22 protein-coding genes are annotated in these 25,105 nt (G+C 67.8%); 11 read left to right on the forward strand and 11 right to left on the reverse strand.

Annotation, left to right across the window (positions count from 1 at the left end):
* Nucleotides 1-70 precede the first annotated feature (70 nt).
* Nucleotides 71-1,366, reverse strand: coding sequence for an ABC transporter substrate-binding protein (locus AC1D1W_RS02490; RefSeq protein WP_243181706.1), 1,296 nt, complete (start codon nucleotides 1,364-1,366; stop codon nucleotides 71-73).
* 140 nt (nucleotides 1,367-1,506) lie between these two features.
* On the opposite strand from AC1D1W_RS02490, the gene AC1D1W_RS02495 reads away from it, so the two are divergent.
* A complete protein-coding gene (locus tag AC1D1W_RS02495) occupies nucleotides 1,507-2,271 on the forward strand; it encodes a FadR/GntR family transcriptional regulator (protein WP_243181705.1) in 765 nt (254 codons plus the stop codon).
* A gap of 76 nt (nucleotides 2,272-2,347) precedes the next feature.
* Here the strand turns inward: AC1D1W_RS02495 and AC1D1W_RS02500 are convergent, their stop codons facing one another.
* Both AC1D1W_RS02500 and AC1D1W_RS02505 read right to left on the reverse strand, forming a co-directional pair.
* Nucleotides 2,348-3,379, reverse strand: coding sequence for an aldo/keto reductase (locus AC1D1W_RS02500; protein WP_476942836.1), 1,032 nt, complete (start codon nucleotides 3,377-3,379; stop codon nucleotides 2,348-2,350).
* 19 nt (nucleotides 3,380-3,398) lie between these two features.
* Nucleotides 3,399-4,271 (reverse strand): NAD-dependent epimerase/dehydratase family protein, encoded by an 873-nt coding sequence (locus AC1D1W_RS02505; RefSeq protein WP_476942837.1) that lies wholly within the window; start codon nucleotides 4,269-4,271, stop codon nucleotides 3,399-3,401.
* Between the two features lie 174 nt (nucleotides 4,272-4,445).
* Between AC1D1W_RS02505 and AC1D1W_RS02510 the strand changes: the two genes are divergently transcribed.
* Both AC1D1W_RS02510 and AC1D1W_RS02515 read left to right on the forward strand, forming a co-directional pair.
* Entirely contained in the window at nucleotides 4,446-4,916 is a 471-nt protein-coding gene (locus AC1D1W_RS02510) for a universal stress protein (RefSeq protein WP_230012441.1), read from the forward strand.
* Between the two features lie 10 nt (nucleotides 4,917-4,926).
* Nucleotides 4,927-5,613 carry an SRPBCC family protein gene (locus tag AC1D1W_RS02515; RefSeq protein ID WP_253906714.1) on the forward strand — a complete coding sequence of 229 codons (687 nt, stop codon included), beginning with the start codon at nucleotides 4,927-4,929 and terminating at the stop codon, nucleotides 5,611-5,613.
* A gap of 63 nt (nucleotides 5,614-5,676) precedes the next feature.
* Here AC1D1W_RS02515 and AC1D1W_RS02520 read toward each other — a convergent pair whose 3' ends face one another.
* Entirely contained in the window at nucleotides 5,677-7,041 is a 1,365-nt protein-coding gene (locus AC1D1W_RS02520; protein WP_476942838.1) for a phosphoribosyltransferase family protein, read from the reverse strand.
* A 118-nt stretch (nucleotides 7,042-7,159) separates the two neighbouring features.
* Nucleotides 7,160-9,895, reverse strand: coding sequence for a magnesium-translocating P-type ATPase (mgtA, locus tag AC1D1W_RS02525; RefSeq protein ID WP_243181701.1), 2,736 nt, complete (start codon nucleotides 9,893-9,895; stop codon nucleotides 7,160-7,162).
* A gap of 243 nt (nucleotides 9,896-10,138) precedes the next feature.
* Here mgtA and AC1D1W_RS02530 point away from each other — a divergent pair, with 243 nt between their 5' ends.
* Nucleotides 10,139-10,873, forward strand: a complete 735-nt coding sequence (locus AC1D1W_RS02530) for a GAF and ANTAR domain-containing protein (RefSeq protein ID WP_028276114.1) — start codon at nucleotides 10,139-10,141, stop codon at nucleotides 10,871-10,873.
* 25 nt (nucleotides 10,874-10,898) lie between these two features.
* Here the strand turns inward: AC1D1W_RS02530 and AC1D1W_RS02535 are convergent, their stop codons facing one another.
* The 4 genes from AC1D1W_RS02535 to AC1D1W_RS02550 form a co-directional block, all read right to left on the reverse strand.
* Complete coding sequence (locus tag AC1D1W_RS02535; RefSeq protein ID WP_243181700.1) at nucleotides 10,899-11,693, reverse strand: alpha/beta fold hydrolase; 795 nt, start codon at nucleotides 11,691-11,693, stop codon at nucleotides 10,899-10,901.
* A gap of 170 nt (nucleotides 11,694-11,863) precedes the next feature.
* The gene (locus AC1D1W_RS02540) at nucleotides 11,864-12,073 is read right to left on the reverse strand and encodes a hypothetical protein (RefSeq protein ID WP_243181699.1); all 210 of its coding nucleotides are present in this window, start codon (nucleotides 12,071-12,073) and stop codon (nucleotides 11,864-11,866) included.
* A gap of 95 nt (nucleotides 12,074-12,168) precedes the next feature.
* Nucleotides 12,169-12,582 carry a VOC family protein gene (locus tag AC1D1W_RS02545; RefSeq protein WP_028276112.1) on the reverse strand — a complete coding sequence of 138 codons (414 nt, stop codon included), beginning with the start codon at nucleotides 12,580-12,582 and terminating at the stop codon, nucleotides 12,169-12,171.
* Nucleotides 12,583-12,787: 205 nt separating this feature from the next.
* Nucleotides 12,788-13,354: a type 1 glutamine amidotransferase domain-containing protein gene (locus AC1D1W_RS02550; protein ID WP_243181698.1), complete on the reverse strand. Its 567-nt coding sequence runs from the start codon at nucleotides 13,352-13,354 to the stop codon at nucleotides 12,788-12,790.
* Nucleotides 13,355-13,528: 174 nt separating this feature from the next.
* On the opposite strand from AC1D1W_RS02550, the gene AC1D1W_RS02555 reads away from it, so the two are divergent.
* The 6 genes from AC1D1W_RS02555 to AC1D1W_RS02580 all read left to right on the forward strand — a co-directional run bounded on the left by AC1D1W_RS02555 (nucleotide 13,529) and on the right by AC1D1W_RS02580 (nucleotide 21,369).
* Nucleotides 13,529-15,397: a Na+/H+ antiporter gene (locus AC1D1W_RS02555; protein WP_476942839.1), complete on the forward strand. Its 1,869-nt coding sequence runs from the start codon at nucleotides 13,529-13,531 to the stop codon at nucleotides 15,395-15,397.
* A gap of 149 nt (nucleotides 15,398-15,546) precedes the next feature.
* Nucleotides 15,547-15,792: a DUF2630 family protein gene (locus AC1D1W_RS02560; RefSeq protein WP_028276110.1), complete on the forward strand. Its 246-nt coding sequence runs from the start codon at nucleotides 15,547-15,549 to the stop codon at nucleotides 15,790-15,792.
* 44 nt (nucleotides 15,793-15,836) lie between these two features.
* Nucleotides 15,837-16,844, forward strand: coding sequence for a CapA family protein (locus tag AC1D1W_RS02565; RefSeq protein ID WP_476942840.1), 1,008 nt, complete (start codon nucleotides 15,837-15,839; stop codon nucleotides 16,842-16,844).
* 105 nt (nucleotides 16,845-16,949) lie between these two features.
* Nucleotides 16,950-18,197, forward strand: coding sequence for a multicopper oxidase domain-containing protein (locus tag AC1D1W_RS02570; RefSeq protein WP_476942841.1), 1,248 nt, complete (start codon nucleotides 16,950-16,952; stop codon nucleotides 18,195-18,197).
* Nucleotides 18,198-18,436: 239 nt separating this feature from the next.
* On the forward strand, nucleotides 18,437-19,804 hold the full coding sequence (locus AC1D1W_RS02575; RefSeq protein WP_476942842.1) for an ammonium transporter: 1,368 nt from the start codon (nucleotides 18,437-18,439) through the stop codon (nucleotides 19,802-19,804).
* 284 nt (nucleotides 19,805-20,088) lie between these two features.
* Nucleotides 20,089-21,369, forward strand: a complete 1,281-nt coding sequence (locus tag AC1D1W_RS02580; protein ID WP_476942843.1) for a S8 family peptidase — start codon at nucleotides 20,089-20,091, stop codon at nucleotides 21,367-21,369.
* 153 nt (nucleotides 21,370-21,522) lie between these two features.
* Here AC1D1W_RS02580 and AC1D1W_RS02585 read toward each other — a convergent pair whose 3' ends face one another.
* The gene (locus AC1D1W_RS02585) at nucleotides 21,523-22,203 is read right to left on the reverse strand and encodes a response regulator (protein ID WP_476942844.1); all 681 of its coding nucleotides are present in this window, start codon (nucleotides 22,201-22,203) and stop codon (nucleotides 21,523-21,525) included.
* Nucleotides 22,196-23,536: a sensor histidine kinase gene (locus AC1D1W_RS02590; protein WP_476942845.1), complete on the reverse strand. Its 1,341-nt coding sequence runs from the start codon at nucleotides 23,534-23,536 to the stop codon at nucleotides 22,196-22,198. Before AC1D1W_RS02590 ends, AC1D1W_RS02585 begins: the two co-directional genes overlap by 8 nt.
* 122 nt (nucleotides 23,537-23,658) lie before the next feature.
* Here AC1D1W_RS02590 and AC1D1W_RS02595 point away from each other — a divergent pair, with 122 nt between their 5' ends.
* Nucleotides 23,659-25,017, forward strand: coding sequence for an LssY C-terminal domain-containing protein (locus AC1D1W_RS02595; protein WP_476942846.1), 1,359 nt, complete (start codon nucleotides 23,659-23,661; stop codon nucleotides 25,015-25,017).
* Nucleotides 25,018-25,105: the final 88 nt, after the last annotated feature.

Here is a 25,105-nt window from a genome sequence, read left to right on the forward strand (position 1 = left end):
CCGTCCCGCCGGGCTGTTTGGTGCTCAGGCGCAGTGCTCAGGCGCGAAGCCTGGCTGGCGCGCTGGGGCGTTACTTCTTTTCGCTGTCCAGGAACTTCTGGAAGGCGTCGTGCGCCGTGTCGGCTGCGGCGGACGAGTCAGAGCCGGTGATGGTGGCGACGATCGGGCCGCCCACGATTTCGCGGGCCTTGCCTACGGTGACAACCTGGGGACGGTCGTGCCCGACGCCGTTCTTGGCGCTGGCGGAGATGGCCTCGGCGAGGTCCTTCGGGTAGGTGGAGGTGCCGGCCTGGTCAGCCCAGACCGACGCGCGGGGTCCGGGGACTCCGGCCTTCTGTGCCTCGAGGGTGCGTTCCTTGCTGGTGGCCCACTGGATGAACTTCCAGGCGTTGTCCTGGTTGCTGGATGCCTGGTTGATGGCGAGGCCCCAGGACGGGATGTTGTACGGCTTCGAACCGGCGGGGCCGGCGGGCAGTGCGGCGAAGCCGACGGTGTCGGCGACCTTGGACTTGGCCGGGTCGGTGGCGTTCTTGTAGAGCGAGTCGGCCTCCGTGTAGAAGGCGGCCTTGCCCTGGGTGAAGATCGCCATTGCCTCGGGCCAGCTCATGTCGGTGCTGACGTTGTCGGGGCCATAGTTCTTGATCAGGCCGCCGTAGAACGCGTAGGCCTTCTTCGCGGCGTCGGAGTTGACGGCGGACTTGCCGCTGGCGTCGGTGAAGTCGCCGCCGAAGCTGTACAGGAAGCTGGAGAACTGGGTGACGGCGGCGGACTTGCCGGTGCGGGCCACGAAGCCGGCCGTGCCCGGGGAGGCAGCCTTGATGGCCTTGGCCGCGGCCTCGAGCTCGTCCATCGTCTTGGGAACCTCCAGGCCGGCGGCCTTCAGCAGGTCCTTGCGGTAGTAGAGGACTTCGCGCTCGGTGATGATCGGGACGCCGACCACCTTGCCGTCAGCGGTGGTGGCCTTGACCGGGCCCTCCTGGTAGTCCTTCCAGTCCCACGCGGCGTCCGAGGAGACCTTGGACGTCAGGTCCGCGAGGTAGCCGTTCTTCGCGAACGCCTTTCCTTCCTGGAGCGGGCGGTACATCATGACGTCGATCTCGTCGCTGCCGGCGTTGAGCTTGACGTTGTACTGGTCCGAGAGCTGGTCTTCGCCCAGCTGGGTCAGTTCGACCTTGAGTCCGCTGGACTTCTCGAATTCCGGAATGGCTGCCTTGATGCCCTCGGTCCAGACGTGGTTGGCGAGGGTGACCCGGACGGTGCCGGAGGTCTTGGCGTCGGCGCTGCCGCTGGCCCCGCCGCAGGCGGTCAGGCCCAGGGACAGGACGGCGGCGACGGCCGCGTACTTCGCAATTGAACGTCGCTTCATTACGACTTCCTTTGGTTTTCAGGGCTGGGCGTCTCTGTCCAGCCGGCTGCAAATGCATCTTTACATCTGCTCTGGAAGTGATCTTAGGTAAATAAAGCAGATTTATACAAGACCTTGTGGGCCGCCAGTATGATTTATTTATGAAAACTCCAAAGGCGGAGCCAACAGCAGACCTGCATGCCGTGCTGCTCCAGAACCTGGGGCTTGCCATCGCCGAAGGGACGCTGGCACCGCACTCGATCCTGCGCCTGGACGAGATCGAGGCCCGGCACAACGTCTCCCGGTCCGTGGTGCGGGAAGCCACCCGCGTGCTGTCCTCCAAGGGGATGCTGGAGTCGCGGCGGCGGCTGGGGACGGTGGTGCAGCCGGAGGAATCGTGGAACGCGTACGACCCGCAGGTAATCCGCTGGCGGCTGGCCTCGTCAAAGCGGCTGGAGCAGCTGCAGGCCCTGAACGAGCTCCGCGGGGCAATCGAACCGGCGGCCGCCCGGCTCGCTGCCGGGAGGGCTTCCTGGGATGCCGGGAGCGACCTCGTCTCGCTGGCCGCACGGCTGTGGGCATCCGGCCAGCGCGGAGACCGGGACGAGTTCCTGCGGCTCGACATCGAATTCCACGCGTCGGTACTCCGGGCCTCCGGCAACGCCATGTTCGCCCAGCTGCATAACCTGGTGACCGAGGTGCTGACCGGGCGCACCCAGCACGGACTCATGCCGCACTTGCCACACCACGAGGCCCTGCAGCTGCACGTCGATGTGGCCAGCGCCATTCAGCGCGGCGAGGCGGACGCCGCGCACGCCGCCATGAGCAGGATCGTGGAGCAGTCCACGGAGGAAATGGGCGACATCTGGTCCAGCTATCATGCCGGCGGCCCCGCCTCCCCCGAAGGGCAGCGCTTCCCCGAATGACAACGCGGGGACACTTCCGGCCCATCCCCGGACCGGCGCTAAGTGACCCCGCGTTGCCTTGTTAGCCCGTTGCCTGTTAGCGGCCGCCTTCGAGCTTCCGGCTGCGCTGTTCCTGGGCCATCGGCCCGTACGGATAGACGCCGACGCGCGGCCGGCTGGCCTCGGTCAGCCGCTCCGTCTCCTCCGCGGTGAGCCGCAGATCCGCGGCCGCGAGATTGTCCGCCAGCTGCGCGGTGGTGCGGGCGCCCAGGATCACCGAGGTGACCGCCGGCCGGTCCGCCAGCCAGGCCAGCGCCACCTGGGAGGGGCTCACGCCGTGGCGTCCGGCGGTCTGCTCCACCTCGGCAATCACGTCCCAGGTGCGCGGATCGGCGTTGCGGGCCTCCCAGGCCTCCATCCCCCGCTTCGGGTTTTCGCCCAGACGGGTGGCCCCGGCCGGCGGCTGGTCGCGCTTGTATTTGCCGGACAGCCACCCGCCGCCCAGCGGCGACCATGGCAGGAGCCCGATCCCGGCGTCGAGTGCGGCCGGCACAATTTCCGACTCGATCTCACGGACCAGCAGGCTGTACTGCGGCTGCAGCGTCACCGGGGCGCTCCAGCCATGGGCCTTCGCCACATGGACGGCCTTGGTCAACTGCCAGCCCAGGAAGTTGGAGAAGCCGTAGTAGGCGATTTTGCCGCTGGTGACGGCGTCGTGCAGGAACCGGAGGGTCTCCTCGAGGGGCGTGACAGGATCCCAGGCGTGCAGCTGGTAGAGATCGATCTGTTCTACGCCGAGCCGGCGCAGCGAGTCATCGAGTGCCCGGACCAGGTGCCGTCGGGAGGTTCCGACGTCGTTGGGGGCCTGGCCCATCGGGAAGCGGCCCTTCGTGGCCACCACCGCCCGGTCCCGGACCGCGGCCCGGTCCGCCAGCCACCGGCCGATGATTTCCTCCGACACCCCCGAGCTGTAGACGTCGGCGGTGTCGATGAAGTTGCCGCCCGCCGCGAAGTAGTCATCCAGGATCGCGCGGGATTGCTCCTCGGTGGCCTCGGCGCCAAAAGTCATGGTGCCCAGCGCATAGTTGGAGACGACGGCGCCGCTGTTGCCCAGGGTGCGGTATTGCATGGAGCTCCTCAAGTTGGGGTCAGTCTTCCGTGGGGGTGGTGCGCAGCGGGTGGTAGTTCCGCCAGGTGTGCTCCGGCGCGTAGCCCAGCAGCCGCTTGGCCTTGTCGATCGAGAGCATGGTCTCGTGCTCGGCCAGGTCCTTGACCACTTTGACGTTCGGGAACACCTCGGCGGCCAGGCTTGCGCTGGAGCGGCTCATCACCGTGTCCTCGTTGGCGATGATGAACGCCTCGAACCCGGGCTTGCCGTGCTCCAGGGCTCGGGCCACGGCCTGGGCGCCGTCCCGGCCGTCAATGTAGCCCCAGAGATTCCACTTGCGCGCCCGCGCGTCGTGGTCGAAGGAGGGGAATTCCTCATAGTCCTCCGGGTCCATCACATTGGAGAACCGCAGGCCGGTGATGCTCAGGTCCGGGTCCCAGCGGGTCAGCTGGATGGCCATCTGCTCCTCAAGGTGTTTGACCAGGGAGTACGTGCTTTCCGGCCGGGCGGGGTAGTCCTCATCGACCGGGATGTAGGGAGGGTCGACGTCGAAAGGCAGCCCCAGCACCGTCTCACTGGACGCGTAGACGATTTTCTTGATCCCGGCCCGGCGGGCAGCCTGGAACACGTTGTAGGTGGACTGCATGTTGTTCTCGAAGGTGGCGGCATCAGGGGCATGGCCCGGGGCAGGAATCGCGGCCAGGTGCACCACGGCGTCAAAGCCGGCATGGCGGTCCTCCAGGCCGAGGAACACGTCCACCACCTGGCCGTAGTTGCGCAGGTCCACCTCCGTGAAGCCGCGGCCGCGCACACCGGTGCGGTCCAGGTTGGTCACCTCGTGCCCGTCATCGCTGAGCCGCCGCACGACGTTTCGGCCCAGCTTTCCGCTTCCTCCGGTAACAGCAACTTTCATCAGGAACTCCTCGGGTGGCAGGCTCGGCTGGACGTCATGGTCCGGCCAATGGGCCGGCACCTGCTCCGGTGCCGGCAATCACCGTTCCACCCTAAGCGGAGGCGGCCGCGGTGCCCAGCCCCGCGTGACTTTCGGCCCTAGGCAGTCCCGGGGGCAGGGGCAAGGCTGGGGACCATGAACGGTGATCAGCGCATTGTCGTGGGTGTGGACGGTTCGGAGTTTTCGACGACGGCGCTCCGCCTCGCCGGGCGCATGTCCACCGCTTTGAACATCCCGTTGGAAGTCATCACCTGCCTGGGAACTTCTGATTTCTTCCTGGCCTCCCACCTGCCCGAGGACAGAACGCCCACCCTCGATGAGCTGGAGGAGACGGCCGAACGCCTCGTGGACCAGGCACTGGAGCGGGCCTTCGGCGAATCGCGTCCGGAAGGACTTAACCGCTCGGTCAAGTTCGGGGCGCCCGCCAAGGTCCTCGTCGAGGAAAGCCAGCACGCCGAAATGCTCGTGGTGGGCCGGCGCGGCAAGGGCGGCTTCCTCCATCAGGTCATGGGCTCGGTGAGCGCGGCCGTCGCGGCCCACTCCCACTGCCCGGTGGTGGTGGTCGGGCCGGAATCGGACGACCCCAGGGGCCGGACCAGCGCATGAGGTCCCTCGCGTGAGCGGTCAGCACGTCCCCGGCCGGTTGCGCGGACCGCTCGCGGCGCTGGCCGCGGCATCGGCGGGCGCAGCCTACGTCCTGGCTGTCCGGCCGCGGCTCCTGCGCTGGGGGGCCACCACCCAGGAGGCCGCCGGCCCGCTCGCCGGGGACGAGATCGTGCCCGCCCCGCGCATGCAAAGCACCCGCGCGATCACTATTGCGGCCCCCGTGGCAGAGGTCTGGCCGTGGCTTGTCCAGATGGGCGCCGGGCGGGGCGGCTTCTACTCCTACGACTGGCTCGAACGCGGCGCGGGTCTGGGCATCCGGAGTGCGGACCGGATTCTCCCGGAGCTGCAGCGCCTGAAAGTTGGCGACGTCGTTCCGCTGTCCCCCGACGGCGGCCTTCCGGTCCGGCTCATCCAGTCCGGGGCGGCGCTGGGGCTGGGCGGAACCATCGATCTGCGCACGGGGAGGATGTCGCCGGCAGGGGTCCGTCCCACCGGGCGCCGGCTGGACGTCGGCTGGACGTTCGTGTTGCGCCCTGCCGGGCCCCAGGCCACCAGGCTGCTGTCCCGCACCCGCTACGACTTTTCGCCCCTGGCGGAGGGTCTGGCCCTGCGTGCACTGCTGGAACCGGTGCAGTTCCTGATGGAACGGCGGATGCTCCTGGGGATCCGGTCCAGGGCAGAGGGCCGCCGGAGCTAGGGTCCGCGGACTTCGTGGTCCCGGCCTTCCCCGGTTCTGGTCCCCTCAGACACCCGCGGCCCCTCAGACGCCCGCGGCCCGCGCGCCGGCACCGTTCGGCGGCAGCAGGTAGTCGATAAACCAGTCCCGCGCCAGGATGGCCGCCGCCGCGAGCGTGCCCGGTTCTTCAAACAAGTGCGTTGCCCCCTGCACGACGGCGAGCTGGCTGGGACTGCGCATCATCGCCTTCGCCCGGCGGTTCAGTTCCAGGACCTCGTGGTCCAGGCTCCCCACAATCAGGAGCGTGGGCGCCTTGACGGCGGACAACCGCGGGCCGGCGAGGTCGGGGCGGCCGCCGCGGGACACGACAGCCGCGATCCGCGCCGACGGCTCCGACGCCGCCCACAGCGCAGCCCCGGCTCCCGTGCTCGCACCGAAGTACCCCAGAGCGCAGGAGGCCGTGTCCGCCCGGGTGGAAAGCCAGTCCGTGGCCGAGGACAGCCTGCGGGCCAGGAGTTCGATGTCAAAGACGTTGGCGCGGTGGCGCTCCTCCGCCGGCGTCAGCAGGTCCAGCAGCAGCGTGCCGAGACCGGCCTGCTGCAGGACGCCGGCCACGTACCGGTTCCGGGGGCTGTGGCGGCTGCTGCCGCTGCCATGGGCGAACAGCACCACGGCGCTGGCCGGCACCGGAAGGTGCAGCTGGGCCTGGAGCCGCACCCCGCGGGACGGGATCTCCACTTCCTCGTCGACGTCGGCGGCGTTGTCGGCGCGGGTCGCCGTCGAGGTCCAGAAAGGCGGCGGTGCGGCCTCGACGCGTTTGGCCGCAAGATCGAGCAGGCGCAGCACCTCGTCGTCGTCAGTCGGCGAGAAGTCCCGGTAGTGGTATCCGACGGCGGTGAACTGGCGCGGCGTCGCCAGGCAGACCACCTCGTCCGGTTCCGTCAGGTCGGCGAGGGTCTCGGCGGGGGCAACCGGAACGGCCAGGATCACGCGGGCCGCACCCTGTTTGCGGGCGACCCGGCAGGCCACGCGGGCGGTGGAGCCGGTGGCGATCCCGTCGTCGACGATCACCGCGATGCGTCCGGTCAGGTCGTGCCGGGTCCGGCCCTTCCGGAACAGGACCACCCGGTTTTCCAGCACGCCGCGTTCGCGTTCTTCAACAGCCTGGAGTTCCTCACCGCTGACCCGCGCATGGGCCAGGACCTCCTCGTCCAGGACTTTGGCGCCGCCTTCACCGATTGCCCCCATGGCGAGCTCGGGCTGGTAGGGAAGCCCAAGTTTCCGCACCACAATCACGTCCAGGGGAGCATCCAGGGCGGCGGCGACTTCGAAGGCCACGGGCACGCCGCCGCGCGGCAGGCCCAGGACCACAATGTCCTGGCCACGCAATTCCGCCAGACGCCTGCCGAGCTGCCTGCCGGCGTCGACCCTGTCTTCAAAGATGCTCATGGGCTATGGCTTTCAAGTCGAAGCGTGGGCCATCGGCCATCAGTCGTGTGCTGCTGAAACTGGTGCGCTCCTACGGGTTCCCCTAACCCGAACAGGACCAGGTGGCCGCTGCCTCCAACTATCCGCCCGCGCCCGAAACCCTGTGAGGGCCTTTGTGCCCGAGTTTGCGTCGACGGCGCCAGCCCGGCCCACGGTGGACGAGCAGCGGCCTGGCCGCCGGGATGCTGAAGCGGGCGGCCCGGCGGGCAATGCGGTGGGTCTGGCCGCGGTGCCGGAGCGCCGCCGGCCCGCGTGAGACAGGCTGCTGGGCGGCCCGGGAGTAGAACCAGACTTTCGCCATTTCCACCAGCACCAGGTACACCACTGCCATCCCGAGCAAGGCGAGGAAGAACGGCACAGGCAGCGGATCGAAGCCCAGCACGCCGGCCAGGGGCGAGAACGGCAGGTACACCCCGAGGGCCACCACGCCCAGGGAGGCCCCGACCAGGCCCAGCGACGGCCTGCTCCGGAAGAAGGGCACGCGCCGGGTCCTGATGACGAAGATGATCAGGGTCTGCGTCACGATGGACTCGATGAACCAGCCGGCCCGGAATTCGCCCGGAACCGCGTCGAAGACGAAAAGCATGAGGGCGAAGGTCGCGAAGTCGAAGATGGAGCTGATGGGGCCAAACAGGAACATGAAACGCCGGATGAAGCCGATGTCCCAGTGCGATGGGGCCACCAGCTGTTCCTTGTCCACCCGGTCGCCCGGAATGGCCAGCTGGCCGGCATCGTAGAGCAGGTTGTTGAGCAGAATCTGGCCCGGCAGCATCGGCAGGAAACTCAACACCACGGAGGCCGTGGCCGCGCTGAACATGTTGCCGAAGTTGCTGGACGTGCCCATGAGAACGTACTTGATGGTGTTGGCGAAGATCCGCCGGCCTTCCATGACGCCCTCGGCCAACACCCCCAGGTCTTTGTCGAGCAGCACGACGTCGGCGGCGTCCTTGGCGACGTCGGTGGCGCTGTCGACCGAGATGCCGATGTCCGCGGCATGCAGTGCAAGGGCGTCGTTGACGCCGTCGCCCATGAACCCGACGGCGCCGCCGCTTAGCCGCAGCAGCCGGATGATCCGAGCCTTCTGTTCCGGCGACACGCGGGCGAAGATGCTCGCCTCCCGTGCGGCGGCAGCCAGCTCCGGATCGGACATGGCCTCCACGGCAGCGCCGCTGAGCGTCCCGCCGGAGAGCACGCCGAGTTCGTCACAGACCTTTTCGGCGACCCTGGCGTTGTCGCCGGTGGCGATCTTGACCGTAATGCCGAGCGCCTCGAGCTGGTCAAGGGAGGCCCGTGCATTGGCTTTGGGCCGGTCCAGGAAGATGAGGAAACCGGCAAGGACCAGATCCTTCTCGTCGGGCGGCGTCAGGTCCTCCATGCCGCCCGCGGGTCGCGTTCCGACAGCCACCACCCGGGATCCGGCGTCGAACTGCTTGTCCAGCATCGCCTGCACGTCCGCCGGCGTGCCCACGCAGAGCGCCAGGACATCTTCCGGCGAGCCTTTTGTGATGATGCGGGCAGGTCCGTTCGCTTCGCGCACCAGCACGCTGGTCCGGCGGCGCTGGTGGTCGAAGTCTATGACGTCCAGCCGTTCGTAGCGCTCCGGCCGGAAGCCCGCCGCGTCGGGTGATTCCCAGAGTGCGGCATCCAAGGGGTTCAGGCCAACCGTAGAGAGCCTCGCCTCGGCGTATTCGGCCTCTGTCGCCAGCAGTCCGAGCGTGAGCAGCTCAGCGGGCCCGATGCCCGCGCCGACGGGCAACGCGGCGGTGAAGCTGATCCGGCCCTCGGTCAGCGTCCCGGTCTTGTCCGTGACCAGGATGTCCATGTCGCCCAGGTCCTCGATGCAGACCAGGCGTTTCACCAGGACCTTGCGCCGGGCCAGTTGCCGGGTGCCCGTGGCCAGGCTGGTGCTGACCACCGCGGGCAGCAGCTGCGGAGTGATGCCGACCGCGATCGCCAGGGAGAACAGCAGGGATTCGATCACGGGCCGGTGCAGCAGCAGGTTTGCGACGAAGATGAGCGAGCTCAGTCCGATGGCCACCTGCAGCAGCAGGAAGGAGAACCGTTTGAGGCCCAGCTGGAACTCGGTCTGCGGCTGCCGTTCGCCCAGGCCCAGTGCAATCCGGCCGAATTCCGCCCGGCCTCCGGTGGCGACCACCACCGCCGTGCAGCTGCCGGACTGGAGCACGGTCCCCATGAAGACGCAGCTGGTCAGGTCCGCCAGCGGGGCATCCTGCGGCACGGGCGCAGGATCCTTGGCGACCGGCAGCGATTCCCCGGTCAGGATGCTTTCATCACACAGGAGATCCTTGGCCGTCAGCACCCGCATGTCCGCCGGAATGATCGCGCCGATCCCCAGGTGGACGACGTCGCCGGGCACCAGCGCGGTGACGTCGATTTCGCCCGGACTTCCGTCGCGGACGACGACGGCGCGGTGCGTGACGCGGGAATGCAAGGCCTCCGCAGCGCGTTCGGCCCGGTATTCGTTGCTGAACCCCAGCCCGACGCTGACCAACAGGATCACGCCGATGACGATCGCGTTCGTGGCGTCCCCGAGAAACAGTGAAAGCCCGGCGGTGATGAGCAGGAGGAGCAGGATGGGGCTCGCCAGCTGCCGGCCCAGCACCGACCACCCGCTGGCCATGTGGGTCCGCACCGCATTCGGCCCTATTTCCGTCAGGCGCCTGCCCGCTTCGGCACCCGTCAGTCCGTTCCCGCCCGAGCCCAGCTCGTCCAACACGGCGGCAACGGGCCGGCCCGCGGCGCGGGCGATCGCCAGCGGGGCGGAGGGTGAGTCCTTGACATCCAGCTCTGGCATACGGAATCCGTTCGCGACATTTCGCCTAAGGCACAGCTTATGCCCGGGACGAACGGTTCAGGAGCCGTCGGGTCCGGAGCCCGTGTGGAACCTGCGTTTCCCGGATGTATATACTCTCCCGGTACGGTTTTGCAGCGAGCCGTTGGATTGTTCTTCGATCCGGCCGCTGCCGTATCCGCCCCTTGCCGCGGTGGGAAGCACAGCCGGGTCGTCTTGACCTGAGTGAAACGGCACAACAGATAAGTGGTCAGCGAGTCAACCGCAAATTCAATAAACCAGCAGCTGCATGAACTGGTGCTCAGCAGCTCCGACGTCGAGGATTTCCTCTGGGAGCTGGCCCGCGTATCCGCGCGCAGCCTGTCCGAGCCAGGGGACGAGATCCTGTGCGGCATCACGCTCCTTCGGGAAAAGAAGGCGGCCACCGTCGCGAGCAGCAGCCCCGCCGCGCAGGCCATGGACGAAATCCAGTACACCTTCGGTGACGGCCCTTGCATGACGGCTTCCCGGGAACAGGTAACCGTCCACGTTGAGGACCTTGAACTCGATGGCCGTTGGCCGGAGTACGCCGCGGCGGTACGGGGGCACGGCTTCCGGTCGATCCTGGCGCTGCCGTTCCTGCTGGAAGGCGAGACCCGGGCCGCCCTGAACCTCTATTCGCACCGGCCGGGCCGGTTCGATCACCGCGCCACGGAGCTGGCCCGTGACTTCGTCCACCAGACCTCCATGGCCCTGCGCCTCGCCGTCCGGTTCGCGCACAGCAGCGATACAGCCGCCAACCTCAAGGCCACCCTGGAGACGCGGACCGTGATCGACGTCGCCGTCGGCATCATCATGGCGCAGAACCGCTGCAGCCAGGACGAGGCGTTCGAGCTCCTGAAGTCGGCCTCGAGCGCCCGGAACATCAAGCTCCACGCCGTCGCGGCCGGCGTGGTTGAGTCACTCGGGCAGGGCCCCACCCGGACCCACTTCGACGTCTAACCCCGGCCCCGGGCAGCCAGTGCGGTCAGGCCGGGCTTCCGGGCAGCGGCTCGCCCGCCGCCGCGCCAAGGCCCGTGAACGCCAGAATGCCGTCCCGCACTTCGAGTGCCCGGTTGTGCTGGACGACGTGACCGGTTCCCTGCACTTCCAGCAGCCGCCCGCGGCTGGCGAGCCCGGCCAGCCGGCGGCACCAGTCTGCATCCGCGATGGGGTCGTTGGCGCCGCGCACCACGAGGACCGGTGCGCTGACGCCGGCGATCTTCTGTTCCATGGGGTACTCCTTCATGACCTGCAGGGTCTTCAAGTACCAGGAGGGACCGCAACGCAGGTAGTCGGTGAAAACCAAGGCGTTCGAGGAGGGGCTCTCGTAGAACAGGCAGTCACGGCCCAGCGCCAGGGCCATCTGTGCCACGGATCCGTGCCTGGGGTCCACCACGGGACCCATCAGCACCACATTCGAGATCTGTTCCGGCTGCTGAAGGGCCGCCTCCAGGGCCATCTGTGTTCCCATTGAGTGCCCCACCAGCACTATTTCCGCAACGCCCAGCTGTTCCATGGCGCCGAGGATGTAACGGGCGTGGTCGGCAATGGACAGCTGGTACGCGGGCTTGGGTGTGGCGCCGAATCCCGGCAGGTCGATGGAGTAGGTCTCCATCGACCCGGCCAGGAGCCGGTGCAGCCGGCGCAGGTAGCGGTGTGACGCGCCGATTCCGTGGATGAGCACGACGGCGGGCGCGGACCCGCCGGCCATTTCGCGCGAGGCGAAGACGTGGCCGGCGTGGCCCGCGGCTGAAATCTCCAGGCGGACCGGACCGGTCATGCTGTGAACGACCGCGGCGGGGAGCACGGGTACAGGAGGGACCGCGTGGCAACTGCCGGGGTCATGAAGGGCTCGTTTCGTCGCCGGGTGGTCAGCCCAGTCTAGTAAGCCTGCTGGCTAGAACCCTGACGCCGTGCGGGGCAGCCGGCCCTTCAGGATGATCCGGCGGATCAGTTGTCCCGCTTGTCCCGCTCCTCGAACTCCTCATCGAGGTCATAGTGCCGGAACTCCGTCTCCGGATTCGGCTCGCCCTCCACCACGTACTCATAGTCCAGTTGGCGCTCGACTTGGCTGTCGAGGACCTGAAGATCCTTGTCCGGCAACTTGCTGAGATCGTCCGGGAAGTCATCTTCCGGGCTGAGGTGCAGCTTCTCGGTCATTGCATGGCTCCCTTGGCCAGGGGATGGACTCGCGCTTGCACTGTCCTGGCTGCATTCAGGATAGCCCTTACTGCCGGCGCGGCCGAGGGCCCGATTTAGGCGGGCTCGGAGCCGACGTTCACCAGCCAGTCCACGCCAAACCTGTCCTTGCACATGCCGAAGACGTCGCCCCAGGGTGCCTTCTCCAGCGGCATGGCGACTGTGCCGCCATCGGCCAGCTTGTCGAAGTAGCCGCGGAGCTCAGCTTCGTTGGATCCGCTCAGGGACACGGAAAAGTTGTTGCCCGCGGTGTAGTCCATGCTGTTGGGCGTGTCCGCGCCCATCAGCACCATGCCGGCGTCCGTCCTGAGCTGGGCATGCATGATTTTCTCCTGCTCCGCCGGGTCTTCGCTGGCGTGGTATTCGGCGAAGGTACTCATGGTCAGTTCCCCGCCGAACACCGACTGGTAGAAGGTCATGGCGTCTTTCGCGTTGTCGCGGAAGCCGAGGTAGGGATTGAGCGTAGTCATGTCCGAAACTCCTTGCTGTTGGGGGCGCCGGCCGGGCGRCAACGACGACGGTGCACGGTACAGGGCATATCCTGCCGCAAAACCAACAGCGTGGGTAGGTGTCCGGCCGCGGAACCGGGCAGCCCGGGACTAAGCAGGTGAACGGCCGGCCGAGAGCGTCCGGCGGCGGCCGGTGCCGCCGTCGGACGATGCGGCGGGATTGCGGCTACGGCGTCTGGCCTGCGTGCTCGCCTTCGGCGATTTCCTCAAGGAGTTTGGCGTTGAAGGCCGGAAGGTCACGCGGGCTGCGGCTGGTCACCAGGCCTTGGTCCACCACGACCTCCTCGTCAGTCCAGATCGCGCCGGCATTCTTCAGGTCCGTCTGCAGCGTGTGGTAGGAGGTCAGGTTCCTGCCGCTGACCACGCCGGCGTCGATGAGCAGCCACGGGCCGTGGCAGATGGCGGCGACGGGCTTGTGCTGCTCGAAGAAGGCACGCGTGAACGCCTGGGCCTCCTTGTCGACTCTGAGGTGATCGGCGTTGACCACGCCGCCGGGGATGACCAGGGCGTGGAAATCGGCGGCGTCGGCCCGCCCCACGGCGAGGTCGACGGCGAACCGCTGCCCCTTTTCGGTGCCGTCATAGCCCTGCAGCTCTCCGCTCTTCGGCGAGACCAGGGTTGGCACGCCGCCAGCTTCCTTGACGGCATCCCACGGGCTGGTCAGCTCCACTTGCTCCACACCGTCCGTCAGCAGGAACGCGACTTTCTTGCCGGAAAGATTGTGCTCTGACATGTGTCCTCCTCGTGCCGGGCGCGGGCCGGGCAAAATTCGTTCAGTGCCGGCGCCAGCGCAGTGTCCCACTTGGTTTGCAGACCTAACTCTAGAAAGCCGCCAAGTCGTAAGCAAGCTGATGATGCATTGCAGGGACCCCGCCGGCACAGGACGGGAAGCTGAGAGAATGGGCCCATGGAAGTCGCTTTCGGGCTGCTGGCCCTCGTCGCCATCGTCTGTGCCTGCAGCGCACTGGGCCAAAGGATCAACATCTCCGTCCCCCTGCTGCTGGTGCTGGCCGGCGTGGTGTGCTCGTTCCTGCCGTTCGTTCCGACCATCGAGCTGAACCCCGAAATCGTTCTGGTCGGGCTGTTGCCGCCGTTGCTCTATGCGGCGGCGCTGCAGACCTCGCTGTTCGATTTCCGTTCCAACCGCCGCTCCATCGGCCTGTTGTCGGTCGGCTACGTCATTTTCGGCACCGTCAGCATCGGGCTGGTGGTCGCCTGGCTGTTTCCCGAGATCCCGCTGGCGGCCGCCATGGCCCTGGGCGCCGTCGTCGCGCCCCCGGACGCCGTGGCTGCGACGGCGATTGCGCGAAAGGTGGGCATGCCCCGCAGGGTTGTCACCATCCTGGAGGGCGAATCGCTGGTCAACGACGCCACGGCGCTGGTCTGCCTGCGTGCTGCCATCGCCGCGATCGCCGGAGCTGTCTCCGCCGCGGAGATTGCCGGCGGCTTCGTCCTGGCGGCCGGCGGGGGCGTGGCGGTGGGCGTTGCCGCGGCCTTCGTGCTCACCGCGCTCCGCAAACGGATCCGCAACGTGGCCATCAACACTTCCACGTCCCTGATCGCCCCGCTTGTGGCCTACCTCCCGGCGGAAGCGATCCACGCCTCCGGCGTCCTGGCCGTCGTCGTCACCGGCCTGATCATGGGGACCAAGGCGCCGTCCATGCCAAACGGGGCGGCCCGGCTGAGCCAGCGCAGCAATTGGCACACGGTCCAGTTCCTGCTGGAGAACTCCGTTTTCCTCCTGATCGGGCTGCAGGTCCGGACCATCATCGAGGGCGTCCGGGATGACTCGCTGGGGCCGGAACGGATCTGGTTCGGCTGTGCCGCCGTGCTGCTGGCCGTGCTGGTCCTGCGCCCGGTCTGGGTCTTCCCCGCAACATACCTGCCGCGGCTCATTCCCGCGGTCCGGCGCAAAGATCCCGCGCCGCCCTGGCAGTTTGCGGCGATCGTCTCCTGGGCCGGCATGCGCGGCGTGGTGACCCTGGCCGCCGTCCTGATCCTGCCGGCGGAGCTGGAGCACCGGTCGGTCCTGATCCTGATGGCCCTCGTGGTGGTGGCCGGCACGCTGACCCTGCAGGGTTTCACGCTCCCAGCCCTGGTCAGGCTGCTGCACGTGAAGGGACCGGACCCGCGCGAGGACGCGCTCAACGAGGCCTCGCTGATGCAGATGGCGACGGCGGCGGGCGTGCAGCGGCTCCAGGAACTGCGTTCGGACGCCGATCCCCCCGAAGTCGTGGCGATGCTGAAACGGCGCACCCAGGAGCGCGGGCTGGCCGCATGGGAGCGGCTGGGCCGGCCGTCCGCCGAAGCCGCCACCCCCAGCCAGCGGTACGCCCAACTCCGGCTGGCGATGCTGGACGCCGAGCGCACCAAGGTCCTCGAGCTGCGGCGCGGCGGCGGATACGCGCACGAGGTCCTGGTCAACGTCCTTGACCGCCTCGACGTCGAAGAGTCCATGCTGGACGCCGCACTGGAAGAACCGGACGGCGGCAGCGGCGGCGAGGGAATCGCCCGGCCCCGCGGCGTTTGTCCGCACCTGGAGTCCGCCCCGGATCTCACCGTCCCGTCTGGTCCCTTCTGTGAGGCGTGCGAACGGGAGGGGACGACGACGGTGCATCTGCGGATGTGCCTGCAGTGCGGTAACGTGGCCTGCTGCGATTCCTCGCCGGGAACCCACGCGTACAAACACTTCCAGCTCAGCGGCCACCCCGTCATGCGCAGCGCCGAGCCGGGCGAGGACTGGCGCTGGTGCTACCCGGACGAACTCCTTGGCTAGGCCGCAGACGCCGGACAGCGCCGTCCGGCGCAGGGCCCGGGCGCCCCTGTTCACCGCACCCTCCCCTCCGTAGGCTGGAAGGGGACCTGCTGGAAGTGGACCCTGCGAAGAGAAGGCGGCCCGCCGCCGTCGGACGAAAAGAGGACACCGTGGACAACCAAGACATCCTGGAGCGCATCAAGGACCTCGTGGAGGAGGAACACGGCCTCCGCGAAGGCTCAACCCAGTCTGGCGGGACCGGAAGCCCGGACATCCTCCGGCTGCAGCAGGTGGAAGAACAGCTGGATCAGTGCTGGGACCTGCTCCGCCAGCGGCGCGCGAAAAAAGACTATGGCGAGAATCCTGACGAGGCGGAAGTGCGGCCGGTCAGCGAGGTCGAAGGCTACCAAAGCTAGCCCCCGGCCCTGACCTGACAGACAGGCAGGCAGGCAGGCAGTCCATGCTGATCGCGCTGCTGGGAGACGTCATGCTGGGCCGGCTGGTGAACCGGCACCTGGCAGCGGCCCGGCCCGCCTATCCGTGGGGCGACACGCTGGCGGTCCTGGAGCAGGCCGATGTCCGCGTCGCCAACCTCGAGTGTGTCCTGGCAGCCGGCGGCGAGCCCGAACCCGGAAAGATCTTCCACTTCCGCTCGGACCCGAAGAACGTGGCCAGCCTCCTCGCGGCCGGGATCGACGTCGTCTCGCTCGCCAACAACCACGTCCTGGATTTCGGCCAGGACGCGTTCGGGGAGATGCTGCCGGCGCTGGACGGCTGCGGCATCCTCCATGCCGGGGCCGGCCCCGACCTGGAGTCCGCCCGCCGCCCGGCCGCGTGGCGCGTGGGCGCCGTCGCCGTCGGATTCATTGCCTTCACGGACAACGAGCCCGGCTGGGAGGCGGGCACCGCGGCTCCCGGGGTCTACTACGTCCCGGTGGAGGATGTTTCCGTTGATGAGGGCGGCCGGCGGGACGGCCGGCGGGACGGACTCTTGGAACTGGTCGCCAGGACCAAGGCCCGCGTCCAGGTCCTCATCGTGTCAGCCCATTGGGGCGGCAACTGGGGCTACGACGTCCCGGCCGGGCACCAGGACCTTGCCCGGGACCTCATCGAGGCCGGGGCCGACGTCGTGTTCGGCCACTCGCCGCACATATTTCGCGGCGTCGGCATCCACCGGAACCGTCCCATCATCTTCAGCGCCGGGGACTTCATTGACGACTACGCTGTGGACCCGGTCGAGCGCAATGACCAGTCTTTCGTGTTCATGCTCGACACCGACGCCGGCGCACCCCGAACGCTTCGGCTGCATCCGACCATCATCGCCGGATTCCAGGCGCGCCTGGCCCGCGGATCGGCACCCGGCATTGCCGCCCGGATGCAGCGGCTGAGCGGTCAGTTGGGCACGCTGGGCTACTGGAACGCCTCCGCCCGCTGCCTTGAGATTCCGCTCGACAGGCCGGCGTTCTAAATCACAGGTTCTGGAAAGCAGACCCAAGGTTGGTCAAAGATCCCCCTGTTACCGTTCCGTCAGGCCGTGTCATCCGGTAGGCCGGATTTGAAAGGGGACAGCATCATGGGCGAACACGCCATGACGCCTCAGCAAGCCCGGATGGCACCGTTCTACTGGCCGCGATGGATCGTACTCATCATGGTTGTGGGGATGGTCGCGGTCTTGGCCCCAATTATCATCATCTCCGGATCAGCCACGGCGACGGCCCCGGCCAAGGGGAACTACGTGCCGCAGACGCGCACGTACTTCATCGGCGCGGATGAGGTCGACTGGAACTACGCGCCGACCGGCAGTGACCAGATCACGGGTGAACCGTTCGACGAAACCGCCGCCGTCTTCACTCAGCAGGGACCGCAACGCATCGGCAGCACCTACATCAAGTCCCTGTACCGGGAGTACACCAATTCCTCATTCAGGACGCTCAAGCCCCGGACCGCTGCCGATCGGCATCTAGGCATGCTGGGGCCGGTCATCCGCGCCGTCGTCGGAGACACGATCAAGGTGGTCTTCAAAAACAACCTGGACCGCCCCGTCTCCGTGCATACCCACGGCGTCTTCTATGACAAGGGCAGTGAAGGTGCCCCGTACAACGACGGGACCAGCCCGGCAGATCACCGGGACGACGCTGTCGCCCCGGGGACCGTTTACACCTATAGCTACAAAGTTCCGGACCGTGCCGGCCCCGGCCCGATGGACGGCAGTTCCGTAATGTGGATGTACCACTCGCACACGGATGAAGTTGGCGATGACTACGCCGGCCTGGTTGGTCCCATGGTCATAACGAAGGCCAGCGCCGCGCGCACGGACGGCACCCCGGAGGATGTGGACCGCGAATTTTTCGTGCAGTTCAAGGTCAGCGACGAGAACGCCAGCCCATACCTGCAACGCAACATCACCAGGTTCGCCGGGGACCCGGCTTCGGTGGACCCGGGCAATGAAGAGTTCGGGGAGAGCAACTTGATGCACTCCGTCAATGGCTACGTCTTCGGCAACCTGCCACTGGACGCCATGACCATGAAAAAGGGCGAACGGGTCCGCTGGTACCTTATGGGCATGGGCACTGAGGTGGACCTGCACACCCCTCACTGGCACGGCAACACCGTGACGGCCCTGGGAATGCGCACCGATGTAGTGAGCTTGCTCCCGGCGACCATGGTGACGGCCGACATGGTCCCTGACGACCCCGGCACGTGGCTGTTCCACTGCCACGTCAACGATCACATCAGCGCCGGAATGCTGGTCCGCTACCGGATAACCAACGCAACGGCCCCCCGCAACGGCAACAGCGTCCACTCCGGCCACATGTCGTAACCGGAAATTCGTCGCGCCGGTGGCCCGCGGCGCGTCCTGCGTCCGGCGGCCACATGCGGTCCTGTTTACATTCCTGAAACATGCCGGTCACGCGAACTTCACGCCGTCGCGATTCCCGTAACGTGCCCGCAACTTTTCACCTCACTGCCGGAAACATGGCTCCGCGAGGATTAAATCCGGATCGGGGGGCCGGCGGCGACGTGTCCCGGTACGGAAGACTGACGAGAAGGGACCCGCCGGTGGAGCTCACTGCTGGAAGCGTCTGGATGATTGTGTCGGCAGCGATGGTTCTGCTGATGACCCCGGCCCTGGGYCTGTTTTACGGCGGGATGACCCGGGCAAAGGCCTCGCTCAACATGATGATGATGAGCTTCGTCTCGGTGGGGATCGTCGGCGTGGTGTGGGTCCTCTGGGGCTACTCGATGAGCACCGGACAGGGTGTCCTCGGCGTGTCCGGCAACCCGTTCGCGAGCTTCGGCCTGAGCGGCCTCATTGGTTCGCCGGACCTGATCAAGGCCGGCTACAGCGCCACTTTTGCCATCCTCACCGTGGCCCTCATCAGCGGCGCCATCGCGGACCGCGCGAAGTTCACCTCCTGGGCCCTCTTCGTCCCCATCTGGATCACCCTCGTGTACTGCCCCCTGGCCTTCATGGTCTGGGGCGGAGGCCTCATGAGTGCCGGCGGCGCCGTAAGTGCCGTCTTCGGCCAGGTCATCGATTTCGCCGGCGGCACCGTAGTGGAAATCGCGTCCGGAACCGCGGCGCTGGTCCTGGTCCTGATCCTGGGCAACCGGCACGGCTTCGGCAAGGACCCCGGCCACCGCCCCCACAACATCCCCTTCATCATGCTCGGCGCGGGCATCCTGTGGTTCGGCTGGTTCGGTTTCAACGCCGGCGCCGCCACCACCGTGGAGCAGGCCGGCCTGATCTGGGTGAACACCCTGGCCGCCCCTGCCGCAGCCATGATCAGCTGGCTGGTGACCGAGAAGGTCCGCCACGGCCACCACACCTCCTTGGGCGCGGCGTCCGGCGCCGTCGCCGGCCTGGTGGCGATCACGCCGTCGTGCGCCAACATCAGCCCGCTCGCCGCGCTGGGCCTTGGGTTCGTGGCCGGTGCGGCCTGCGCCGTGTTCGTGGACCTGAAATTCAAGTTTGGCTTCGATGACTCGCTCGACGTCGTCGGCGTCCACCTCGGCGGCGGCCTGATCGGCACGCTCGCCCTCGGTTTCATTGCGCTCCCGGTGGACGGTGCCGGCGGCGGGCTGTTCTACGGCGGCGGGCTCCACCAGGTCATCGCGCAGGCCGTAGCCGTCCTCATCACGGTGGCCGTGTCGGGCCTCGGGACCGCGGTGATCGGACTCGCCATCCACAAGACGATGGGTTTCCGGGTCAGCCGCGAGGACGAACTCGCCGGAGTCGACCGGTCCGAGCACGCCGAGACCGCGTATGCCTTTGCCGAACTGGGTTTCAGCCGGTTCAACCCGTTCGGCCACCACACCGGTGCGGCCCACGCCGCGACATCGGCCCACGCGGCGGCGTCGGCCCACGCGGCCGGCCGGGCACCGGAAAGCGCCTCCGCACGCGCAAAGGAAGACAGCCTCGTCTGAGCCGGCCGCCGGGGCCGGCTCAAGTTTTTCCAAAGGGCCCGGGTGTAAGACGCGGTCGGAGGCTTAAGATATGGGCGGGGGGCACTCGAATTAGCGAACTCGCTTAATGGGAGGCCACGATGTTCAGCCAAGCCAGCCGCAAGGCATCAAAACCGAAGCTAACATCGGTGGCGCGGACCCCGCGCAGACACCGGCGCAGCTCCCTTCCCAGACCGGACACATTTTGGTTCGGGCGCGGGCTGGCCTCACTGGCGGCCTTTGCCTTGGCGGCTGGCGGCGGCCTGGTGGCGGCAGCCCCTTCGAACGCCGTCAATCCGGCACAAAACTACATCGTGGTGCTCAAGGACGGGGTCGTGGACGCCGGAGCGGCGGCAGCCGCCCAGCAAAGCGCCTACGGATTCACGGCATCGAAGGTCTACCGCAACGCTGTGAACGGTTACTCTGCCAACCTGACGGCGGCCCAGGCGCAACGCGTCCAGGCCGACCCCAATGTCGACTTCGTCACGGCGGGCCGGACCTTCCAGCAACCGCGGGATCTTGGAACCGCGGCCACCCAGGAGACGCCGTTGTGGCGCAAGCGGATCGCCGGAACCAGCTCAGACGTCCGGAAGGCCCTCGACCGGGGGCCAAGCCGGATCAACGTCAACGTCGCCGTGATCGACAGCGGCATCGATGCGACCCACCCGGACCTGAACGTCAAGGGCGGCGTTGACTGCCAGTCCGGTTCCCCCGTCGATGTGACCCCCGTTGACGTCCTGGGGCACGGAACATTCGTCGCGGGCGTAATCGGCGCCCGGAACAACCGCCTGGGCGTCATCGGGACCGCCCCGGGCACTCCGCTCTGGTCTGTCCGGGTGGTTGACGACGCCGGCCTGATCTCCGAGGAAAGCCTGATCTGCGCGATTGACTGGGTGACCTCGACGCGCAAGGACCATGACGACAGCAACGACATCGCCGTGGCCAACATCAGCATCGCCGGCGGCGCCGCGGACACACCCAACTGCGGCAAGGGCACGGACCCAATGCACTACGCCATCTGCCGCTCGGTCCGGGCCGGTGTCACCTATGCCGTCGCGGCCGGCAACGCCGGTGAGGACTTCGCCAACACCGTGCCGGCCACGTACGACCAAGTACTGACCGCCACCGCGATGGGCGATTTCGACGGAAAGTCCGGCGGGGATGCCGCCCCGATCTGCGGCCCCGACGACTTTTCGAAGTACGGGCAAAAGGATGACCAGCCGGCGTTCTTCTCCAACTTCGCCACCACGAGTGACGACAAGGCCCACACGGTCGCCGGCCCCGGCGTGTGCATGCTCTCCACCTGGCCCGGCGGCTACAACGTAAGCAACGGCACCAGCTTCGCCAGCCCGGCCGTGGCAGGGTCCGTGGCCCTCTGCATCAGCCAGAAGGCCTGCACGGGTTCAGCCGAGCACGTCATGGAGCAGTACCTGGACCTGACAAAGTCGTACTCGAAGCGGCACCACGACTACGGCTTCGGCGGCGATCCCATCCACCCGATCTCGGGGCAGTACTACGGATACCTGACCCAGACGGTGAGCTTCTGACGCTGCGGCGGTGAGGAATCCGGCGGCGCAAGTCGCCGCGCCAGCGGCCCTCGGCGAGTCTCAGCCGGGGGCCCAGCCGGGTTTCGGCCCAGCAGCGGGTTTCAGCCCAGCAGCGTTTCAGCCCAGCCGCGGGTTTCAGCCCAGCCGCGGGTTTCAGCCCAGCAGCCGGCGTTCATAGGCGAAGGMCACCAGCTGGAGCCGGGTCCCGAGGCCCAGCTTGCCCAGCACGCTCCTGAGGTGTGTCTTGACCGTCGCCTCGGATACGAACAGGCTTCCGGCGATCTCACCGTTGGCCAGCCCCTTGGCCGCGAGCAGGAAGACGTCCCGTTCCCGGGCAGACAGCACCTCCAGCGCGGACAGGTCCGGTCCTCCGGCCGGCACGGTCCGGGCGGCATGCTGGAACAAATCCTGCACTGATCCCGGCGCAATCACGGAGTACCCGGAGTACACCGTCCGGATCGCGGCGAGCAGGAACTCCGGTTCGGCGCTCTTGAGCAGGTAGCCGCTGGCCCCGGCGTGCACGGCGTCAACCACCGCCTGGTCCCGGTTGAACGTCGTCAGGGCGATGATCTTCGGCGCGCCGGTGCCTGCGGCCTCCGCCTGCCGCACGATCCGCCGTGTGGCGCCGACGCCGTCAAGGACCGGCATGCGCAGGTCCATGAGCATCACGTCGGGGCACCGTTCGACGGCGAATGCCGCCGCCTGCGCGCCGTCGCCGGCATCCCAGGCCATCGCCATGTCGGGTTGGCTCTCCACCAGCATCCGGATTCCCGCCCGGAACAGGGCCTGGTCATCGACGATCGCCACGGTAATGGCCGCCCCGGCATCAGCCACGGTCGCCGGCTTCGGCCAGCGGCATTCCCGGGCGCGCTGCAGGGCTTCCCACGGGAACCAGGTCCGGCTCCGCGCTGGCGGCGGCAGCGTCGGCGTCGGCCGTCCTTGTGCCGTAGGGGATAAAGACGGTCACCCGGTACTGCTCGCCATCCGGGCCGGACGTCATCCAGCCTCCTGCGAGGTGGGCGCGTTCCCGCATCCCGGCGAGGCCGCGGCCCACCCGCGTTTCGGCGGCGGGGTCCGGACTGTCCCTGCCTGCGGTCTCCGGAATCCCTGACGCCGCATGCAGGGTCAGCCCCGGGCCGCTCCAGTCCAGGTGCAGCCGCACCGCGGTGCCGCGGCCGCCGTGTTTCAGGGCGTTGGTCAGGCATTCCTGGATGATCCGGAATACGGCGAGCTGCTGCCCGGCGGAGAGCTCGGCGGGCGTGCCGGACTCGCTTTGTTCGATCTCGAGGCTGCCCTGCATGCGCGCCACGAGGGGCCCGACGTCGCTGAGCCGGGGCTGGGGCGTGACCATGCCGTCGTCGTGCACCCCCTCGATGACGCGCTGCGCGTCCACCAGGGCGCTCCGGGCCGACGTCGCGATGTTCTCCAGGGCGTTTAGCACTGCCCTCGGCTGGTCCTTGCTCAGGTAGCGGGTGCCATCCGCCTGCGCCGCGATCACGGCGAGTGAGTGGGCCAGGACGTCGTGCAGGTCCCGGCCGATCCGGGTCCGTTCCTGCTCCACGATCAGGTCCACTTCGGCTTCCCTGAGGCTGGTCTGGGCGATGGTCCTGGCCTGGAACAGGCTGCCGCGTTCCTGGTACATCGCCAGCAGAAGTCCGACGGCGGCGCAGGCTGCCGCGATCACCAGGAGCAGCGAAAAGAGTTGCCAGCCGTAGGCTTGAAAGGTCCACCGGTCGCCCATGTACAGCGGAAGGAACCAGCCGACGCCGTTGCCGTAGCGCCAGGACAGCATCAGGAAGGCCATGGCGCCGGCGAACACCACGTTGGCGGCCGCGGCGATGAAGCGTGTCCTTCGCCGGGCCGTCCATTGGATGAAGGCCAGGGACACGAACGCCCCGAGGTAGATGGCCCAGTGGTTGGCGTGCATCGCGGGAATGGCGTACCCCAGTTGGCCCGCGAGCAGCCCTGCCGTGAATCCGAGCGACGCGTAGGGCTTCCAGGCGGCGCAGGCAATCGCTGCCGTCATGAGGATCAGCGGCCACGTCCCCTCCCAGGCGTGGAGGCCCGGGCCCATCCGCCCGGCCTCGGCCACGCACCACAGCGTGAAGAAGAGAACGGCCGCCGCGGGGGCGCCCCAATGCCGCAAAACTTTCAGTAGTGGTTCCATGCTGTCACCCTATCCACGGCGGCTGTCACAGGCAGGTCACATCCGGCCGCGCTCCACCTTGGGGCCAGAAGATTCATCTTTCGAGCCAGCCCTCCGTCGATAGCGGGCGTAGTATGGCGGCCATGACCAAGGCAGCGGTTGAGGTCACAGCTCCCGCCGAAGCGGTGCCGTACTCCGTGCTGGACAGCGTGTTCTTCGTGGTGGGCGGCGTTGCGGCTGTGTGGCTGACCGCGCTGCTGGTGCAGTTGAGCTTCGAATGGGGCTGGGCGCAGGTCTGGTTCCTCTTCATCTTCTGGGCCCTGCTCGCCTATCTGGTGCTTCCCCGTCTGCACCGGATCCTGACCCGGCTCTACGTTCCGGACTACTTCATCGGCCGGGCGCGCACCAGCGACGGGCTGCTGGGTGATCCCGTGAACATAGCCCTGCTGGGATCGGAACCGCAGATCCATGGCGTGATGCGGTCCGCGGGCTGGACAAGGGCCGATGACGTGACCCTGGCCAGCAGCCGGCGGATCGTCTCCTCTACCCTCCTGCGCCGCAGCTATCTCGAGGCCCCGGTCAGTCCGCTGTTCCTGTTCGGCCGCCAGCAGGATTTTGCCTACCAGCAGGAAGTCGACGGCACCCCGGGCAAACGGCACCACGTCCGCTTCTGGCGGTGCCCGCCCGGCTGGCTGCTGCCGGGCGGGCTGGCCGTCGACTGGTTGGCGGCCGGCACGTATGACCGCAGCGTCGGGCTGTCCCTGTTTACCCTGCAGATCACCCACAAGATCGATGAGAACACCGACGCCGAACGCGACCATGTGGTCGGCGCCATTACCGGGGCCGATCCCGCGGCCGGGCTCAGGGTGATCCGTGATTTTTCCACCGGCTATCACGCGCGCAACGGCGGGGGTGACACCATCACCACCGACGGCAATCTCCCGATCGTCGATCTCAGGCAGACCGTCGCGGAGCCGACCGCTGCGGGCTTGCTTGCGTCCGTCACGGCCCCGGGCGAGGGCCGCACCAGGCGTCCTTCGACCACGATTGTCGGGGCGGCCTTCGTCGGTGCCCGCGCGGCGGCGGCCGTGCTGCTGGCCCTGTCGCTGGTGCTCTTCAAGGACGCGCACGTCGGCTCACTGGTGCAGCCCGTGGCCGGCCCGGCGGTCACGGAGGCCCAGGCGGAATTGGCCGTCAGCGCCGCAACGGTGCTTGTCCTGCTCTTTGCCGTGGCCGAGATCCTGCTGGCGTGGTTCGTGTTCCTCGGCCGAAACTGGGCCCGGACGGTGGCCATGGCGCTGAGCACGGCTGCCATCTGCTTCCAGGCCGTCGATGTTTTCTACGGCGGCCCGGACATCACCCTGAAGTCCAATCTCCCCGGCCTGACCCTGGACATCCTGTTGCTTCTGGCGCTCTCCAGCAAGCGGTCCCGCGACTATGCCCTGCGTCCCCGCAAGGAAGTCAAACGGGATTCCAGCCGTCCCGGCGGCCGGACGCCCTGAATCCCCAGGATCCAGGGGCCCTTGACAGCCCTCTCGCTGCGGGAGCTAGATGTTCAAATAGCCAGCAATCCACCGCAGGAGCAGCTAA

The organism is Arthrobacter sp. P1_B4, from assembly GCF_056406555.1.

Coding starts and splice junctions, on each gene's coding strand:
- AC1D1W_RS02490 (WP_243181706.1), bottom strand. CDS start 1,366: ATGAAGCGACGTTCAATTGCGAAGTACGCGGCCGTCGCCGCCGTCCTG.
- AC1D1W_RS02495 (WP_243181705.1), top strand. CDS start 1,507: ATGAAAACTCCAAAGGCGGAGCCAACAGCAGACCTGCATGCCGTGCTG.
- AC1D1W_RS02500 (WP_476942836.1), bottom strand. CDS start 3,379: ATGCAATACCGCACCCTGGGCAACAGCGGCGCCGTCGTCTCCAACTAT.
- AC1D1W_RS02505 (WP_476942837.1), bottom strand. CDS start 4,271: ATGAAAGTTGCTGTTACCGGAGGAAGCGGAAAGCTGGGCCGAAACGTC.
- AC1D1W_RS02510 (WP_230012441.1), top strand. CDS start 4,446: ATGAACGGTGATCAGCGCATTGTCGTGGGTGTGGACGGTTCGGAGTTT.
- AC1D1W_RS02520 (WP_476942838.1), bottom strand. CDS start 7,041: ATGAGCATCTTTGAAGACAGGGTCGACGCCGGCAGGCAGCTCGGCAGG.
- mgtA (WP_243181701.1), bottom strand. CDS start 9,895: ATGCCAGAGCTGGATGTCAAGGACTCACCCTCCGCCCCGCTGGCGATC.
- AC1D1W_RS02535 (WP_243181700.1), bottom strand. CDS start 11,693: ATGACCGGTCCGGTCCGCCTGGAGATTTCAGCCGCGGGCCACGCCGGC.
- AC1D1W_RS02540 (WP_243181699.1), bottom strand. CDS start 12,073: ATGACCGAGAAGCTGCACCTCAGCCCGGAAGATGACTTCCCGGACGAT.
- AC1D1W_RS02545 (WP_028276112.1), bottom strand. CDS start 12,582: ATGACTACGCTCAATCCCTACCTCGGCTTCCGCGACAACGCGAAAGAC.
- AC1D1W_RS02550 (WP_243181698.1), bottom strand. CDS start 13,354: ATGTCAGAGCACAATCTTTCCGGCAAGAAAGTCGCGTTCCTGCTGACG.
- AC1D1W_RS02555 (WP_476942839.1), top strand. CDS start 13,529: ATGGAAGTCGCTTTCGGGCTGCTGGCCCTCGTCGCCATCGTCTGTGCC.
- AC1D1W_RS02565 (WP_476942840.1), top strand. CDS start 15,837: ATGCTGATCGCGCTGCTGGGAGACGTCATGCTGGGCCGGCTGGTGAAC.
- AC1D1W_RS02570 (WP_476942841.1), top strand. CDS start 16,950: ATGGGCGAACACGCCATGACGCCTCAGCAAGCCCGGATGGCACCGTTC.
- AC1D1W_RS02590 (WP_476942845.1), bottom strand. CDS start 23,536: ATGGAACCACTACTGAAAGTTTTGCGGCATTGGGGCGCCCCCGCGGCG.
- AC1D1W_RS02595 (WP_476942846.1), top strand. CDS start 23,659: ATGACCAAGGCAGCGGTTGAGGTCACAGCTCCCGCCGAAGCGGTGCCG.